Source organism: Mycobacterium sp. NPDC050551, from assembly GCF_040674075.1.
Classification (GTDB): domain Bacteria; phylum Actinomycetota; class Actinomycetes; order Mycobacteriales; family Mycobacteriaceae; genus Mycobacterium.
In genome coordinates, this window is record NZ_JBFARC010000001.1 from 873,681 (window position 1) to 890,426 (window position 16,746).

Here is a 16,746-nt window from a genome sequence, read left to right on the forward strand (position 1 = left end):
CCCATCACATCGACGAGATCGGTTGGCGAATCGTATGGACATGACTCGGAAACCCACCGAGCGCGAACTCTCCGCGGACTTCTACCGGGTGTGCGCCGCCGTCGTCATCGTGATCGGACACTGGCTCGCCGCGTCGGTGTACTTCAGGGACGGGCAGTTCGGCAACGACGACGTGCTCGCCGACCTGCCCTGGACCCAGTGGTTGACGCTGATCTTCCAGGTGGTGCCGGTGTTCTTCGTGGTCGCCGGATACGCCAACGCGGCCTCCTGGGCCTGCGCGCGCGGCGCCGACGACGTCGCCTGGTATGGCTGGCTTCGCCAGCGCGTGACACGGACGCTCGGCCCGACCACCGTCTACGTGGCGGCAGTGCTCGCCGTGATCGCAGCACTCGTCGTCTCCGGGGTCAGTCCGTCGCAGGTGGCGTTCGGCGGCTGGGCGGTGGCCCTGCACCTGTGGTTCATACCGATCTACCTGATCGTCGTGGCCCTCACCCCCATCGCCGTTGCCGCACAACAGCGATGGGGCTTGACGGCGGTCGCCGTGCCGGCAGCAGCCGTCGCAGCGGTCGACGCCGCGAGCTTCGCCGGGTGGCTCCCCCATCTCGGCGCCGTCAACTATCTGCTGTGCTGGGCGGCCGTCTTCCAGATCGGGGTCGCCTGGCACGGTGGCGCGTTGCAGCGGCGCAGGCCGCTGGTGCTGTTCGCGAGTGCCGCTGTGGCTCTGGCGCTTCTCGTGGGGCCCGGCCCCTACCCGGTGAGCATGGTCGGCGTCACCGGTGCGGCCGTGAAGAACACCACCCCGCCCACCATCGCCATGGTGGTGTTCGCGGTCGCCCAGGCCGGTCTGGTCATCGCGGTGGCGCCGGCCATCAGCCGCTGGTTGCGACACTCCCGGCTGCGTGCGCCAGTCGCGATCGCGAACCGCAACGTGATGATGCTCTACCTGTGGCACATGGTGCCCGTCGTCATCGTCTCGTTGATCGCCTACCCGACGGGACTGCTGCACCAACCTCCCCTCGGGTCAGGGGGATGGTGGCTCGCTCGGCTGGCGTGGTTGGCCGTCCTTGTCGTCGTCACCGCAGCGGAGTTGACCCTGCTGTGGTTCGGTCGGTCCTGGTTCGCCGCGCCGCTTCGTACCGTTCCGGTTGCGCTTCCGCGGCGCTTCGCCGCACCCGCGCTCCTCCTCGGTGCCGTCGCGGCGACGATCGGGTTGTCGCGCCTCGCCGCGAACGGATTCACCTCCGACGGACGCTTTCCCGTCCTCCTCGTGCTGCTCTTCGTCGCCGGTGTCGCGCTGGTGGCGTTGCAGCCTGTCGGCGCTCGCCGTTCGGTCAGGACGGTGGCGCACCCTTCTGTTGGTCCGTCGCTTCGGGGTCAAAGGTCCCTATAGCTCTCTGCTCAGCAGGTCTTAGTGTCAGATCAACGAAAGGGGCACACGATGACGAGCTCACCGTCAGGTCCGTACATTGCTGTGGGCGTAGATGATTCGCCGTCCTCGCAGCCAGCACTCGAGTGGGCGGCACGCGAGGCCGAGTTGCGGACGATGCCACTGGTACTCGTGTACACCACTCCCCCGCCTGCCGGTGTCTGGCCGGGAGCAGGGGTTCCGCCGGGACTGATGGATTGGCTCGCTCAGACCGGCCACGACATCCTCGAGGACGCCCGCCAGACCGCCAAGGAACTCACCCACGGTGCGGTTCCGGTGACGACGGAGTATGCGTTCATGTCGCCCGCCGCAGCCCTGGTGGACCGGTCGAGAACCGCGGCGATGGTGGTGGTCGGATCGCGCGGTCGCGGGGCCTTGGCCAGGACCGTGCTCGGGTCGGTCAGCACGGCACTCGTGCATCGCGCCCACTGCCCGGTGGGCGTGATCCACGACGACGCACCGACGAAAACTGCGGCGGGTGCGCCCGTACTGCTGGGGTTCGACGGGTCACCGGCCAACAAGACGGCCACCGAGCTTGCGTTCGAAGAGGCGAGCCGACGTGGCGTCGACCTCATTGCGATGCATGCATGGTGGTCCCCGGGGGCCTTCGAATTCCCCCAGACCGACTGGGAGCACCTGCGCGCCAAGGTCGACCTCCACATGTCTGACCGGCTGGCCGCGTGGCAGGAGCGCTATCCCGGTGTAACGGTGCACCGCGAGACCGTCCCCGATCAACCCGCGCGCCGCCTGGTGGAACGCTCGCAGGACGCGCAGCTACTGATCGTCGGCAGTCACGGCCATGGCGGCGTGGCAAGCGTTTTGCTCGGGTCGGTCAGCACAGCGGTGGTGCAGGCCGCCTCGATCCCGGTGATCGTCGCCAGGCAGTCCTGACACCTGAAGTCATCGCGGCTGCGACCGCTCGACCCGGGCCATTCGCCACGTCTGTCCCACCATGAGCCGATTGACGCCCGCCACGGCAGCCTTGACGTGTTCGTCCGCCAGGTCCAAATGAGAGATGAACTCGGCGTCGTCAGTGTTCGGCGACTTCTCGGCGACGGCCAGGCACATGTGCGCGGCAGTGTGGGCGTCCTCTGCAGACGCAGCGAGTTCGGCATTCACGTCCCGATCAGGTGCGGGAAGGTGTGCGGGCATGCCGACCGCCGCGGCATCGTGCATCCGGTGGCAGGCGGTCCGCAGGTTTGGCCCGTCGAGATGCATGACGGCGCGTTGCGTGGCATCGATTGCACCCTGCAATTCCGAAAAGGCCGAAGAGCGGTCGACCACCACTGTTGTATCGCCGGCGGATTGGACGACGAGGCGTTGATGGGCTCATCCGTTCCATTCACCAGTTTCAGCACGCAGACGACAACAGCGATCACCCCAATGACGACCACCAGGGCGGTCAACACCCGCCCCGTTCGGTACCAGGCATTCTCGACCGGTTCCGCCATCACATCTCGTCAGGACATCGAGCGGCGTTGTCGCCGCCGGCACCGATTCAGCTGTGCGTGCTGCTACCGGACACCCCGGACCCGATCACTTCGAGGACCGCGAGACGATGAACGTGCTCAGGACGGCCGTCACAGCGGTCACCCCTGATATGAACATCGCTGCACTAGGCCGGTCCATGACTCTCCCTTTTCGCTGGGCATGCGATCACCTTCAACGCTAGAAAGGCGGCGAAAGAAACGTCAGGGCCGTTGGTCCTGGGTCTCGGGGCTCAGTGGTCCTGAACCGAATCGAGCTGGGCTGTCGTCGAGGCCGCGAGCGCGCAGGGTCGACAGAAGTCGGGAGATGCGATCAGTGGCCTGGCTCGGCCTTGCTTGGTATCGCGGCCACCAGAGGAGTGTCGACTCCGACGCGGCCCAGCAGATGTGCGCCACCCGGCGAGCCCAGCGGCCGGTCGCGCCCGGGCAGGACGGTGGCGAAGAACGCCGCGTTGTCTGCAAGATGAGCGACTGAGTCTGCAGGAAGGTCGGTTTCGTACTCGATGGCATCCACCCGGCATATCAGCTTGCAGGCACCACAGTCGACGCATTCGTCCGGGTGGATGTACAGCGACCGCGCACCCTCGTAGATGCAGTCCACCGGACATTCCTGCACACACGACTTGTCCATCACGTCGACGCAAGCCGATCCGATCACATAGGTCATGCCACCAGGCTAGGAAGTCGACATCGCTCGCGCCGCGGCCGAATGACACCGCAGGGCGGTGACTTTGGTCCCCCACGAGTGGAGACGCCTCACGTCGTCAGCACCGCCGCGCCGGCGATACGCCCCGCACTCAACGCAGCCAGGGCATCGTCGGCCCGGCCGAGCGGATACCGGATGGCGGTCACCTCGACGCGGTGCCGGCCGGCGAAGTCGAGGAACTCCCTTGCGTCTACGCGTGTATTCGAGGTCACAGAACGCGACTGCCTCTCCTGGAACAGGTGGCGTTGGTAGTTCAGCACCGGTATGTCGCTGAGATGGATGCCGGCGACGGCAAGGGTTCCGCCACGGTCCAGCGCCTCCAGCGCGGGCAGTACCAGGTCACCCACCGGTGCGAAGAGTATCGCCGCGTCCAGCTTCACCGGGGGCGCATCGCTCGAGCCCTGAGCTGATGCCGCGCCCAACGACAACGCCAGTTCCCGCGCTTCCGCACCGCGCGTCATCACGTGCACCTCGGCGCCCTGCGCGATCGCCACCTGCGCGGTGATGTGGGCACTTCCGCCGAAGCCGTAGAGACCCAGACGCCCACCGGGGGGCAGCTCGGCGCGCAACAACGATCGATAGCCGATGATGCCCGCACACAACAACGGCGCCAACTCCTCGTCGGAATACCCCACAGGCAGTCGATGCACGAACGCTGCAGGAGCAGTGAGGAATTCAGCATAACCGCCGTCGGCATCCCACCCGGTGTAGCGGGAGTCCGGACACAGGTTCTCCCGCCCGCGTAGGCAGAATCGGCAGTGCCCGCACGTGTGCCTGAGCCAGGCCACTCCTACGCGGTCGCCCAGCGCGAATCCCTCTCCGACACCCGGGCCCACGGCGACGACCTCACCCACCACTTCGTGGCCCGGAGTGACATGCGGGCGGTGTACGGGCAGGTCTCCCTCGGCGACATGGAGGTCGGTCCGGCACACACCGCAGGCGCGGACGCCGATGAGAAGCTCTCCGTCGGCGGGTTCCGGCACAGCGGTCACGACCGACTCGAGCGGATGGTTCCTCATCGGCGCCGGCGTGCGGACGCGCCAGGCACGCATCGTGGTCGCGCTCACGTCAAGCCGGTCGCCGGCTCATGAGTGACGGCGCACTCGTCGACGCACACGCCGACCGTCCACTCCTTGCCTTCATCACTCGATTCGGTCATGTCTGTGCTCCTTCGAAAAGTTCGCTGACCCACGCGGGCACGCGGGCTTGTTCGACGTTAATCATCCGGCGGCGCGCCGTCGTAAGGCCCAGAGCACCCCGGCTGGCGGTCGACGGCCCGGGTGTAGGTGCGGATGGATCAGTGCCGAGCGACGATGACCGGGACGCGGGCTGCCGCGGCCACGGCGGCGCCGACCGACCCGATGACCATTGCCGTGAAGCCCCCGCGGCCATGGCTGCCGACGACGACGAGCTGACTGCGCTCGGACCTCTCCAGGAGATGGCGGATCGGGTGCTCGAATTCGATTGCTGATTGGACGATCACGTCGGGATACCGTTCCCGCCAACGGGCCAGGCGCTGGGCGAGCGTCCGTTCCGCCGCGGACTGCATCGTCGTCCAATTCGAACCGACGCCGGGCGCCGTTTCGGCGTCACTGCACACGTGTAATGCGAGCAGCGTCGTGTGACGCCGAGAGGCCTCGTCGAAGGCGATCGCCGTCGCTCGTTCGGAGGCGACCGAGCCGTCGATGCCCACCAGCACCGGCCGTGCCGCCGCGTCCGCGCTTGCCACCCCCCCGTCGTGAACGACGGCCACCGGGCAGTGCGCATGCCTGATCAGCCCGGCACTCACCGACCCGAGCAGGCTGCGGATCCCGGTCTGGCCACGGCTTCCCACCACCAGCATCTCCGCATCACTCGAGTACTCGGAGATCGTCGCAACGGGATTGCCGAACAACAACGCGCTGTCGACCTTTCGCCGGTCTCCGATCGTGGCCAGCGCGTCGCCGATGCACCTTCGTCCGTCGCTCTCCCGGGACTCGAGCACTTGCTCAGGCACGGGGCCGGCTGGCCAGATCAACGCCGACGTGGCGACCGCTGCCATGGCGACGGTGTGCACCACGCTGAGTGGAAGGTTGCGCAATTCCGCTTCTGCGACGGCCCAGCGCAGCGCGGCATCCGATGGCGGTGACCCGTCGACGCCGACCACGATCGGTCGAGCCCCCAGCTCTGGTGCAGGCAGGTCGTCGGCATGGACGTTCACCGGCTCAGCCGCACGTCTGCACCCCGCGGACGCCGAGTGCGTCGACGAGACTCACACCGGTGTCGAAAGAGGCGTGGCGGGAACGCGGACGCGGCACCACCAACAGTGAGGAGTTGGTTCCCGCATGCACCGGATCGCTGATTGCGCTGATGAGTTGGCCGAGCACACAGATGTCATCGGCACTCACCACGATGACGTGCTGCAATTCGGGGCACTGCGCCACAATGCCCAGTACATCGTCGACCCCCGGCATCGCCCAGATCTCCAGGTCGCCCTCTGCGGCCCATTCGGCGGATCCATATATCCCCGTAATGTATTCGTCGGCGTCCTGTCCGGGCGGGGTGAGCGCCATGAGCGCGGCGCGCCGCAGCCGTGTCTCGGTGATCGCCGCGCGCAGAACGGTGGCGGCACTTCCTGGATGGCCGAGGAGGGCGACAACCCAGCGATCGGCCGGAGCCGCATAACGGTGTCGGACGCGGTCCACCAGCGCCACCGGTGACAATGCCGCCCCTACGAGCAAACTAGCGTTCGGAAGCCGGTTCCCTAGAGGTGACGGATCGACCCCGTCTGCTCCAAGACACAGAATCGCTGCCCGGCGCGATTCGTCGATCAACACATTGGTGACATCCCCGAGGGTGACGCAACACTGCACTCGGACCGTGTGATTCTCGGCCCGTATCCCTTCGACTGCCGATTGCAACGCATATCGCGCCGTCGAGAGTGCGATGTCGACGTCCATGAGGCCTGGGTCCACGACCGTCACCAACCTCAACGACGTTTCCCGGCCGACCGCCTCGTCGACTGACCATATGGCCGCGGACAACGCTGCCCTGCCTCCGTCGACACCGACCACTACCGGATCGGCGACGTTATGCATGGCGAAGACTTCCGGTTGAATTGATCCTGCGGCACTCCGCCGACGCTAGAGGGAGGCGCCCTACCGGTTCAACGGGCAATAGTCCGGGTTCGTAGGGCCTTTCGTCACACACGTGACCACCTCTCACCAGCCTGCAGGCGACGGGTCGAGAGCGACGAGTGGTGCACACCAGATGAGCCTGGTGCCCCCCGCGGACAGATCGGTGACCGTGAAGTCGCCGCCCAACTCCTGCGCGCGGCTTGCCAGGTTGGCCAAGCCGCTGCGCCGTGGGGTGCCATGCGCTATGCCGCAGCCGTCATCGGAGATGTCAAGTGTGAGAACGTCGTCGACGGTGACCTCGACGGCGATCGACCGGGCGCCGGAGTGCCGGACCGCGTTGCTCAGCGCTTCGACGAGAACGGCTTCCGCCTGGTCGGCCAGCGACGGATGGATGACGGTCACCGGGCCGGAGAGTACGAGCGTCGCGGCCACCTCGCGATCCTCGGTCAGTCGGGCGAATGTCTCGTGGACGCGCTTGGCGAATCCACCGTGCGCCTCGTTGGGGTGCTGCAGATCGAAGATCGTCGAGCGGATGTCTGTCACCACGGCCCGCAATTCGTCGACCGAACGGGTGACCCGTGCGGCCAAATCCCGGTCTCGTACCCGCGCGACAACGCCCTGGAGGTCCATTCCCACCGCGAAAACTCGCTGGATGACCTGGTCGTGCAGATCGTGGGCAATCCTCTCTCTATCGGCGACCATCGCCATCTCGGCGGTGAAGTGTCTCGCACCGGCGACGGTGAGCGCGATCGCTGCATGATCTCCGAAGTCCCGGACCAGTTCCAAGTAGCTGTCATCAAAACGCGGAGCGCCGGCGCTGCGAGCGACGATGAGGACGCCGAGCGCACGTTGCTCGGAGCGCAGCGGCACCACGATGGCTGGTCGTCCACCAACATCGGTGAATGCCTCGATTGGACGCCGGAATGTCTCGGTGATGAAGGGTTTCCCTGACCGGAACACTGCGCCTGTCGTTGATCCCTCGACCGGGACTGCCTTTCCAAGAACCTCGTTGGAACATCGACCGACCGCTGCGGAGACCACCAGAGTGTCGACGTCAGCGGCGGGTTGCTCCGGGTCGCCGGGAATGAGTACGATCGCCTGTTCGGCGTCGGCGAGTTCCATTGCCCGACTTGCGATGACGCGCAGTGGTCGCATATCGGGATCGGCGTCCGACAGCAACGCGGCCATGATCTCCCGGCTGGCGCTGGTCCAGCGCGCCGCGGCCCGCGTCTGGTCGAAGAGCCGCGCGTTGTCAATCGCGACTGCGGCGGCCGACGCCAAAGCTCGAACGGCGAGCTCGTCGGATGCGGTGAATTCATGGCCGGGGCGTTCGTCGGCGACGTAGAGAGCGCCGAACTGCTCACCACGTATCGCGATCGGCATCCCTAGGAAGGAGCGCATCAGCGGGTGTTTCTCGGGAAGACCGGCCGCGGCCGGATCCGTGGCCAGATCCGCCACGCGCAGCGGCTCTGACGGGTTGTGGAGCAACCCGAACAGGCCTTTGCTCACCGGCGACTCCCGGACGGCTTGCGCCGATGGCTCACCGATCCCATCGTGCACGAAAGCTGAAAGAATTTCGTCTGCGCCCCAGACCCCAATCGCCCCGTAGCGGCCTCCGGTCATGACCTTCGCAGCTCTGACGATGTGTTCAAGCGTCGCGTCGAGGTCCAGTTCAGAACCGATTTCGAGTACGACGTCGACCAGGTGAGCCATTTCGGCGCGGTCGGCGACCAGCTCATCGAGTTGCTCATGCATCCGGCGTAGATCATCGGGCCTGCATGTCCCAAGGGCCGGACCGAGTATGTCGTTCACCGTCTCCACAACCTCTCCCCATGACCAGCAGGGAGGCGAGGACGACAACGACCGCTTCGAGTGCGCGGCGCGCGAACGCCGGCTACTAGTCAGGCATTCATCGTACGCCCCTCAGGCGCGCAGACGGGCGTCTTACCTGTGCAATTCCGACCCTTCGGCGGGCGCTTCTAGATCGAGCCAGATGCCCCAGGGCTCGGCTACCCGCCCGTCAACCGGCCAAGGCGACACGACGCACCGGTCAGGGCCGCACGACGAGAACGGACACACCGTGAGACGGGGAACCCGGGTGGTCGTGGGCACCGAGGATCCGCGGCACTTCCTTCGCGTCGGCACCGCCGATGACGGCCAGGCGGAAAGGATCGTCGTGTTCACGGAGAAACCGGGCGATATCGGCACGGTCCGAGATCGGGTAGACGTGCACGTCGGGATGCTGCGACCGAAGTCCCTCGACCACCCGGCCGAGGGCATCGTGGGCATCGGTCGGGCGGATTTTTCTGCCCAGCAGCAGAACCGGAAGTCGGCGGAGCTTGGCCTCCCGCATCGCCTGTTCGATGACCGCGTCGTCTGCCGGCGCGTTCTCGAAGGGCACGACGATCCACGCGGTGGCGCCGGACGGGTCGTCGCGCGGTGGACGAATCACTGCCACCGGGCACTGAGCCTTCTCGGCGAGATCTGCTGCAGTAGACCCCAGTATCGAGCGGGTGAAGCCGTCGATGCCGGCCGAGCCGACACACACCATGTGTGCGTCTGAAGAGCGAGCAATGAGCACTCCCGCAGGTTGTCCCGACGCGACGGCGGTCTCCAGCTTCACGGGCTGTCCGGTGGACTCCACCGCTTTCTGCGCTGCGCTCAGCGCGGCCTCCGCGTGGTGGACGTCCTCGTAGTAATCGTCCGGCGTTGGGTGGGTCGCCTTGATCACGCTCATCAGCAGCAGCGGAACGTCTCTGGTGACCGCTTCATCCACGGCCCACAGTGCGGCAGCGATGCCCGCATCGGAGCCGTCGACACCCACCAGTACCGACGACCGTTGTCCTGCAATGCTCATCGTTTTCACCTCCGACTTGGTTAACGATTCGACGCTACGACGATCCCGACGGTCCCGATGGGGCCATTGTTCCCCGGTTGGCCGCCGACGGTCTTACGCCATCAGCGCGTCACGCCGCCGGAGCCCGGCCGGGTGGGCGAGGATCTGCATCAAATCAGTGAAGTCGGTCGGTGATGTAGGGCTTTTTGTGTGGCGGTCATTCGTGGCACCAGACTTCCGTGGATTCATGCCAGGCTCCCGTTCCCAGATCACCGGGAAGAAACCCACGCCGATCAGTAATACCCAAGACATCGTCGGCGGCATCCCCATAGTTCAACGTGCAGGTTCGCAGACCGAGGTCCTTCGAAAGCCTCTGCAGAAGCGCGCTCAGCCGAAGAAAATGCCCCTCGTCGGCAAGCGCGGAGTCCTGCTGTTCCAGTAAACGAAACCGCTCCCACTGCGCGGCGACGGTGGCATACTCGCCCACCAACTCGAAGCCGACGTGACGATGCGGAACCGTGAACATACGAATAGCGGTGACGCGTTCGGATACGGGTGTCGTCACAGCCGTAATGCTTCCCTGATTCGTCCCGGCCTGCGAGGGTAGAAGGTCACTCATCTCAGCGATCTAGCCGCTCGCAGACGTCTCCGAATCGACACGCAAGAGTAGGTAGGAGAATCGGCGCGGGCCGGTCTCGAACTCGTTCTCCGGGTGGCGATCACCCAAACCCGCCGCGATGCGCCCGAACTGGGCGTCCGCACCGGTCGGTGAGAACCGGATGTCACAGCGTCGTTCGCGGCGTCGTTCGCAGCACCGAGAGCGCGTCTTGGGTGCCAAGCTCAGCGCGGACGTACGACGATCACCGGCACATGGGCAGCCTGTGCCACCGCGTTGCCGACCGAACCGAGCAGCATGCCGGCGAAACCTCCGCGGCCATGACTGCCGACGACGACCAGCTGTGCCCGCTCGGCCTGCTCGAGCAGCTCACGTGCCGGCGTGTCGAACTCCACGATCCGGTGAACGGTGACGTCGGGATAGCGTTCCTGCCATCCCGCGATGGCTTCGGCGAGGACCCGGTCCGCCGAATTCTGCAGTGTCGCTATCTCGAAGGCGCCCAGCGGCGACAGATCCGCATCGCTCCACGCATGTAGTGCGATGAGGTCGACTCCCCGCCGGGACGCCTGATCGAACGCGATCGCTGTGGCGGACTCCGACGCACGCGATCCGTCGATCCCGACCACCACTGGTCGCTGAGCCCATGCCGTCGTCGACGGCATCTCGTCGTGGATCACTGCCACGGGGCAGTGCGCGTGATAGATCAGGCCTGTGCTGACCGACCCGAGCAGCCGGTGATGGCGCCCGCTGCGGCCACGAGATCCGATGACGAGCAGTTGCGCCTCTTTCGACAGATCGACCAGTGAGGGCACGGCTCCGCCGTGCAGATGTTCCCCGCTGACCTCGAGGAGGTCGCCTTCCACCGCTTCCTCGGCCACCGCGATCGCGTCGGCGACGATTTGGCGGGCGTCGTTCTCCTGGATCTCGAAGACTTCGTCGGGAATCTGGCCGGTCGGCCACGCCAGGGTCGAGGCCGGGAACGCGAAGGAGGACACCGCGTGGACGACGGTGAGCGGAACGTGACGCATGCTCGCCTCGTGGGCCGCCCACCGCACCGCGACGTGAGATGACGGCGATCCGTCCACCCCGACGACGACTCCATTCGGCTCGATCAGTTCGGACATCGGTCACTCCCCTGCTTTGTTGTGCATCTGCCGACGACGCTACGAGCGCGGCGTCCGCGCCGATGGAGGCGTTTGTCTCGAACGGGGGAGCCAAAGGACCCTCACCCGCGGGTTGCCCTGCCCGGTGTCACCCCGCGGGCGCGATCACTCCGAAGTGACCGTCGACGCGGCGATACAGCAGGCTCGCGCGGCCTTGGGCGGCATCGATGTAGAACAGGAAGGGCAGTCCCAGCAGCTCGATCCGGTCGATCGCCGCTTCCTCGGTCAGGCAGGGAGTGGGCTGCGGGCTGAAGGTCACCGGGTTGGTGATCGGTCCGAGCTGATCCGCCAGTGCAGGTGCCACCATCGTCACACGCAGGCCTGTGGGTCCGCTTCGGTACACGACCCCCGCAGCGCTCGAATGCATCTCAGTGAACAGGTGGAAGTCGTAGTCCAACAGATCCATCTCGTCCACGGCCTCGTCGATCGTGCACGGCGCCATCGCGAACGACTTGCGCCTGACGATTCGACGCTCTCCGGGAGGGCGGGTGACATGTCCCGGTCGATGCTCGGTCAACCTGGGACGCGAGGCATCCCGCATCTCCGCCACAGCGTGTTCGCGGCGGCGCGCATGCCCGCGATCGATCCGCTCGAGCTGCCGACGCATCTTCGCCTGGAGCCGGTCGATCGCCTCGCGGGCCGTCGAACCCTCCACTTGAGCCCGCACCAGCCGGCCGTCGACGTCGAGCATCGCCTGCGCGACCACGGGTCGACTCACCGCGGGATCCGGGTGCCTGGTCAACTTCACACATGCCTGCAGCACCGGTCGGTGCGTGAGGCGGGAGAGTTCGCCGATCTTGATGCGGGCGTAGTCGGCGGCCCCCGGAATCTCACAACGGCTCGTCACCTCGACGCGGGAAGCCGGCGGCAGTTCTGTTCTGTGGCCCATGATGCATTGCTACGCCGTGGTTTCAGCGGCGGTTAGGGTCCAAAGTCATGGTTGGCGCCTCCGTGATAAACCCGCGGTGATCATGTCGATTTATCTCTGTGTCCCGAGCACCAGCCAGTCGCCGACCTCGGCTCTCATGGAAAGCCCCTTTCCTCGGTGCGATCGTGACCCCGGACGGCGCCGGACGAGAAGAGCACTATTTCCCTAGGGGCTGGGTCGAAAGTCCGCGTCGCGGATTTGCTTGCCCCGCTCGACCGCCGGCAATGCGATCGCCGAACGTCTGTCGGTCGATGTGGCGGTCGCCGCCTGACAGGTACTGCATGCTTGACGCCATGGCCGATCACCACGCCGACAATGTGCTCATCGTCCATTGGCACGACACCGGACGTTGGCTCGGGGCGTACGGCCGCCGAGGCGTACACAGCCCCCGACTCGATCGGCTGGCCGCCGAGAGCATCCTCTTTACCAACGCCTTCGCCGTTGCGCCACAGTGCTCGCCGTCGCGCGGCGCGCTGTTCACCGGACGTTACCCACACAGCAACGGCTTGATCGGACTCGCACACCACGGCTTCGAATATCGGCGCGGAGTCCGTACGCTTCCTCAGATACTTCACGACGCGGGTTGGTACTCGGCGCTGGTTGGGATGCAGCATGAGACATCGCATCCTGCACGGCTGGGCTTCGACGAGTTCGACGTGTCGGACGCGCACTGCGACCATGTCGTGTCGAGAGCTCAGGAGTGGCTGGCCGACCGTGGCGCACGGGCGAAGCGGAGCCCGTGGATGCTGACGGCGGGGTTCTTCGAAACGCACCGGCCCTGGCCACATGACCGATACGCGCCTGCACCGCTCGAGGACGTCACGGTGCCCGACTATCTGCCGGACCTGCCACAGGTACGCGCGGACATCGCGGACTTCTACGGCGCCATCGCGGTGGCGGACGCGGCGGTCGGCCGTCTGCTGGATGCGCTGGCAGCCGACGGATTGGACCGGAACACGTGGGTGGTGTTCTTCAGCGACCACGGCGCGCCCTTCCCGCGGGCGAAAGGCATGCTGTACGACGCAGGCACTGAGATCGCCCTGATCGTCCGCCCACCGACACGAATGGGCGTGCCACCGCGCCGATACCACGAACTCTTCAGTGGAGTCGATCTGGTGCCGACCTTGCTCGAGCTGCTCCGCATCGACATTCCCCCCGACGTGGAAGGCCTCTCCCATGCCCGGAACCTGCTGAGCCACCCCTCGGACACCATCGCCGTCCGCAACGAGGTGTTCACGGAGAAGACCTTCCACGACACGTTCGACCCTATTCGCGCGATCCGCACCGACGACTTCTGCTACATCGAGAATCTCGCCCCGCGTCAACTGGTCGACCTGCCGCGCGACATCGCGGACAGTCCGTCCGGACAAGCCGTCGCCTCGCTGGTCACGGGACCTCGCCCGGTGCGCGAACTCTACGACCTGACCGGCGACCCCGCTGAACTGGACAACCTGCTGACCGGCGAGATCACAAGGGGCATAGAGGAACTCGCCGAGGCGCTCGCCGTCCGACTGCACGTGTGGCGAGAAGCCATCGGTGATGTATGCCCCTCGGACCTGGCCGGCCGCCACCTCCTGGTCATGCGCACCGCGAGCTATGTCGAAGAATCTCAGTTGGTCTTGGGCCTGGAGCCGACGGACGACTCACCCCTGGGGCTCCAACGCGGCATGCGCCAGCTGACCGGCTGAGCACGACCTTCCCGCATCCGCAGCGTGTGTCGCACAGACTGATTACTCAGCCGGCGGCCCATGTCGAGGCGGTCTCGAGCTCGTCGAGACCGAAGAGCTTGATCTCGCCTGGCACCATCCACGCCAGGGCGTGCAGGGTGTGGGCCACCCACTCTTTGTCGGTCACCACCGCGATCCTTTCGAAGGCCGAGTGGTGTTGCAGCAGTACGCCGAAGCCCAACTTCATGTCCTCGGCCAAGCCGCCGGGCCCGAAGCCCTCGTAGTCCGACGCGATGACCTCGACGATCCTGATGGCCCGGCCATCCAGCAACGCCTCGATGGCCGGACGGACCTCGCGTAGATCGTCGCCACTGAGGCGGCCCGAGACTCGGATGCCGGCCACCCCGTCCGGCATGTCGGGCAGTACCTCGATCATCAGTGACTCCTCTCTGTGACAGCCGTTGTCACCTCGGCCGCATCACGATGACCGGGATGTCCGCCGTTCGAGCGACTTTTGCACTGACCGAACCGAGCAGCATGCCGGTGAAGCCGCCACGTCCATGACTACCCACCACCAACAGTTGCGCCCGCCGAGACTCCTCGATGAGCCGCTTGGCTGGGTCGTCGCGCTGAATACACCGCTGGACCCGGACATTCGGATACCGTTCCGCCCATCCGGCAAGTCGCTGGCCGAGGAGTTCCTCGGCTTTCTGCTGGTACTCGCGCCAGTCCAGTTCGACGGCGGGGAAGACGGTGAGATCGCTCCACGCGTGCACGGCGACGAGATCGACGCCGCGCCGGTCGGCTTCGTCGAAGGCCGCAGCCGTCGCCGACTCCGATGCAGGAGAACCGTCGATGCCCACCACCACCGGGGCATGGGGGTCGAGCGTTCGTCCCTCCTCCGCACGAACGACCGCGACCGGACAGAGTGCGTGATGGAGGACCGCGGAACTGGTCGAGCCGAGCAACAACCGACTGACCGCACCGTAGCCGTCGTTGCCCACGACGAGCATCCGTGCGTTCTTCGAGGCGGCGACGAGGGCGGAAACGATGTTGTCCGTCACCATTTCGGTGTGAACATCGGGCGGGGCGCCGACACCGATCGTCGCGATCACGTGACGCGCCCGGTCGATCACATCTTTGGCGTTGGCCTCCTGCCAGTCGGTGAGCGAGCCGTACGCCGCCCCCACCGGCCAGGTCGCCACCGCCGGCGGCATGACATGCACCAACGTGACCGACGAGCCGCACAGCCGTGCTTCGTCCGCTGCCCACCGCACGGCGGCATCGGACGCCGGCGAGCCGTCCACACCGACGACGATGTCGTTCTCCGAATCGTGAAATGACATCGGTGGCTCCTATCACCTGTTCGGGTTGGCATCGACGCTACGAGTGGTGAAAGCGGCGCGGCAGGGCCGTTCGGACCTCGCGACCGGGACCTTCGGCCGTGTCCGAGGCGCAACACGATCCCTAACGTCTCGGACATGAGCGATGAGATTCAGCCGGTTTCGATTCTTCCCGAGAGCGAATGCTGGAACCTGATGTCGGGCGTTTCGCTGGGCCGACTCGTCACCAGCGTCAGTGGCCATCCGGAGATCTTCCCGGTCAACTTCGTCGTCCAGCATCGCAGCGTGTTGTTCCGGACGGCGGAGGGGACCAAGTTGGTCAGCAGCGCGATCAACAACAACGTCCTGTTCGAGGCCGACGACCACAATGTGGCGGAAGGCTGGAGCGTCGTGGTCAAGGGCATCGCCAAGATCCTGCGTGAACAAGACGAGATCGCCGAAGCAGATCGCGCACAACTGCTTCCCTGGACGGCCACTACCAAGCGGCACTATGTCCGCATCCGTCCGATGAGTGTCACCGGCCGCCGCTTCGTCTTCGGCGCCGAACCGGCGGTCTCGGCCGGCAACTACTGACGGCTCACGGCACGATCGCCGCAGCCTCGCCAGCGCTCGTCGGAACTGCACTGTGCAAATGACTGCTCGCGGTGGCGGCGGACGCCTCCGCTTGGGCGTCGCCTTCTGCTCGCCGCTTGATGCCGATCAACATCCCGCGGGTGATCATCGCCCGGGCCGGTCCCAGCATCTCCGCCTTGAGGACCTCGCCGGGGTGGCGCAGCGCCAGGCGCGACCGGATCAGCAGGCGACAGCGATCCTCCCCGCGGGGAACCACGTGAAACGACCACACCGCGTCCCACAGGAACTGTGACGGTTCGTCACGCAGGATGATCGACTGTTGGTCGTCGAGGCCGACGACGTTGAACACGACGCCTGCGGGTAGGCCGAACCACCCCCTCGGCGCCAACCTGACCGTGTCACCGATCGTGAGGTGCTGCCATTCAGGGTGGATCCGGTCGGCATTGCGATAGCGCAATCCCACGACGTTCTCCAGTTTCTCGAAGCTGTAGAGCCCGCCGCGATCCTGACCGAGCTGCATCAGCCACGGCCACACCGACGCGGCCGAGGTGTTGATGGTCACGCCCTCGGTCGCCGTGAGCGACGGCGCAGCGACCAGTTCGTCACCGGGAAGCGGACCGCCCGCCTCTGCCTTGGTCGTGCCCCAGTCACGCAGATAACGTCGCGCCGCGTACAACAATCCCACCGCGACAACGCCCTTGCCCACTCGATTCGTCATGGCGTACAGCGTCACCCGCTGCCTGTGTGACCGCTAGGGTCGGTGGTCCCTTACCCGGCGGTGACGCGGGGCGTGACCGAGGGGCCGACATAGGGCGCTTGTTCGCCGCGGCACCGGGACCCGAGACGGTGAGCACCCGGCCGTTGAGCTCCGAAGGACCTGTCGCA

The 16,746-nt window shown here is 66.2% G+C and carries 17 protein-coding genes; 4 read left to right on the forward strand and 13 right to left on the reverse strand.

Annotated features, from left to right (window positions below; translation table 11 throughout):
* The first annotated feature begins 34 nt into the window (after nucleotides 1–34).
* Both AB0K11_RS04170 and AB0K11_RS04175 read left to right on the forward strand, forming a co-directional pair.
* A complete protein-coding gene (locus AB0K11_RS04170) occupies nucleotides 35–1,390 on the forward strand; it encodes an acyltransferase family protein (RefSeq protein WP_364972519.1) in 1,356 nt (451 codons plus the stop codon).
* Nucleotides 1,391–1,438: 48 nt separating this feature from the next.
* Nucleotides 1,439–2,317 carry a universal stress protein gene (locus tag AB0K11_RS04175; RefSeq protein WP_364972522.1) on the forward strand — a complete coding sequence of 293 codons (879 nt, stop codon included), beginning with the start codon at nucleotides 1,439–1,441 and terminating at the stop codon, nucleotides 2,315–2,317.
* Between the two features lie 9 nt (nucleotides 2,318–2,326).
* Here the strand turns inward: AB0K11_RS04175 and AB0K11_RS04180 are convergent, their stop codons facing one another.
* From AB0K11_RS04180 to AB0K11_RS04225, 10 genes are all read right to left on the reverse strand, one after another.
* Complete coding sequence (locus AB0K11_RS04180; RefSeq protein WP_364972524.1) at nucleotides 2,327–2,713, reverse strand: hypothetical protein; 387 nt, start codon at nucleotides 2,711–2,713, stop codon at nucleotides 2,327–2,329.
* Nucleotides 2,714–3,226: 513 nt separating this feature from the next.
* Nucleotides 3,227–3,580, reverse strand: coding sequence for a ferredoxin (gene fdxA / locus AB0K11_RS04185; RefSeq protein ID WP_364972526.1), 354 nt, complete (start codon nucleotides 3,578–3,580; stop codon nucleotides 3,227–3,229).
* Between the two features lie 89 nt (nucleotides 3,581–3,669).
* Nucleotides 3,670–4,671, reverse strand: coding sequence for a zinc-binding alcohol dehydrogenase family protein (locus AB0K11_RS04190; RefSeq protein ID WP_364973719.1), 1,002 nt, complete (start codon nucleotides 4,669–4,671; stop codon nucleotides 3,670–3,672).
* A 245-nt stretch (nucleotides 4,672–4,916) separates the two neighbouring features.
* The gene (locus AB0K11_RS04195) at nucleotides 4,917–5,819 is read right to left on the reverse strand and encodes a universal stress protein (protein ID WP_364972528.1); all 903 of its coding nucleotides are present in this window, start codon (nucleotides 5,817–5,819) and stop codon (nucleotides 4,917–4,919) included.
* A gap of 4 nt (nucleotides 5,820–5,823) precedes the next feature.
* The gene (locus AB0K11_RS04200) at nucleotides 5,824–6,696 is read right to left on the reverse strand and encodes a universal stress protein (protein ID WP_364972531.1); all 873 of its coding nucleotides are present in this window, start codon (nucleotides 6,694–6,696) and stop codon (nucleotides 5,824–5,826) included.
* Between the two features lie 123 nt (nucleotides 6,697–6,819).
* The gene (locus AB0K11_RS04205) at nucleotides 6,820–8,490 is read right to left on the reverse strand and encodes a GAF domain-containing protein (protein ID WP_364972534.1); all 1,671 of its coding nucleotides are present in this window, start codon (nucleotides 8,488–8,490) and stop codon (nucleotides 6,820–6,822) included.
* A gap of 295 nt (nucleotides 8,491–8,785) precedes the next feature.
* Nucleotides 8,786–9,559 carry a universal stress protein gene (locus AB0K11_RS04210; RefSeq protein WP_364972536.1) on the reverse strand — a complete coding sequence of 258 codons (774 nt, stop codon included), beginning with the start codon at nucleotides 9,557–9,559 and terminating at the stop codon, nucleotides 8,786–8,788.
* 229 nt (nucleotides 9,560–9,788) lie between these two features.
* Complete coding sequence (locus AB0K11_RS04215; RefSeq protein ID WP_364972539.1) at nucleotides 9,789–10,136, reverse strand: hypothetical protein; 348 nt, start codon at nucleotides 10,134–10,136, stop codon at nucleotides 9,789–9,791.
* Nucleotides 10,137–10,411: 275 nt separating this feature from the next.
* Nucleotides 10,412–11,311, reverse strand: a complete 900-nt coding sequence (locus AB0K11_RS04220; protein ID WP_364972541.1) for a universal stress protein — start codon at nucleotides 11,309–11,311, stop codon at nucleotides 10,412–10,414.
* A gap of 127 nt (nucleotides 11,312–11,438) precedes the next feature.
* Nucleotides 11,439–12,239, reverse strand: coding sequence for an HPF/RaiA family ribosome-associated protein (locus AB0K11_RS04225; protein WP_364972544.1), 801 nt, complete (start codon nucleotides 12,237–12,239; stop codon nucleotides 11,439–11,441).
* Nucleotides 12,240–12,571: 332 nt separating this feature from the next.
* Between AB0K11_RS04225 and AB0K11_RS04230 the strand changes: the two genes are divergently transcribed.
* Nucleotides 12,572–13,966, forward strand: a complete 1,395-nt coding sequence (locus tag AB0K11_RS04230; RefSeq protein WP_364972546.1) for a sulfatase — start codon at nucleotides 12,572–12,574, stop codon at nucleotides 13,964–13,966.
* 46 nt (nucleotides 13,967–14,012) lie between these two features.
* Here AB0K11_RS04230 and AB0K11_RS04235 read toward each other — a convergent pair whose 3' ends face one another.
* Together AB0K11_RS04235 and AB0K11_RS04240 are read right to left on the reverse strand one after the other, a co-directional pair.
* Complete coding sequence (locus tag AB0K11_RS04235; protein WP_364972549.1) at nucleotides 14,013–14,381, reverse strand: STAS/SEC14 domain-containing protein; 369 nt, start codon at nucleotides 14,379–14,381, stop codon at nucleotides 14,013–14,015.
* Between the two features lie 28 nt (nucleotides 14,382–14,409).
* Entirely contained in the window at nucleotides 14,410–15,291 is an 882-nt protein-coding gene (locus tag AB0K11_RS04240) for a universal stress protein (protein WP_364972552.1), read from the reverse strand.
* 135 nt (nucleotides 15,292–15,426) lie between these two features.
* Between AB0K11_RS04240 and AB0K11_RS04245 the strand changes: the two genes are divergently transcribed.
* A complete protein-coding gene (locus AB0K11_RS04245) occupies nucleotides 15,427–15,861 on the forward strand; it encodes a pyridoxamine 5'-phosphate oxidase family protein (RefSeq protein ID WP_364972555.1) in 435 nt (144 codons plus the stop codon).
* A 4-nt stretch (nucleotides 15,862–15,865) separates the two neighbouring features.
* On the opposite strand, the gene AB0K11_RS04250 is transcribed toward AB0K11_RS04245, so the two are convergent.
* On the reverse strand, nucleotides 15,866–16,579 hold the full coding sequence (locus AB0K11_RS04250; protein ID WP_364972558.1) for an SRPBCC family protein: 714 nt from the start codon (nucleotides 16,577–16,579) through the stop codon (nucleotides 15,866–15,868).
* Nucleotides 16,580–16,746: the final 167 nt, after the last annotated feature.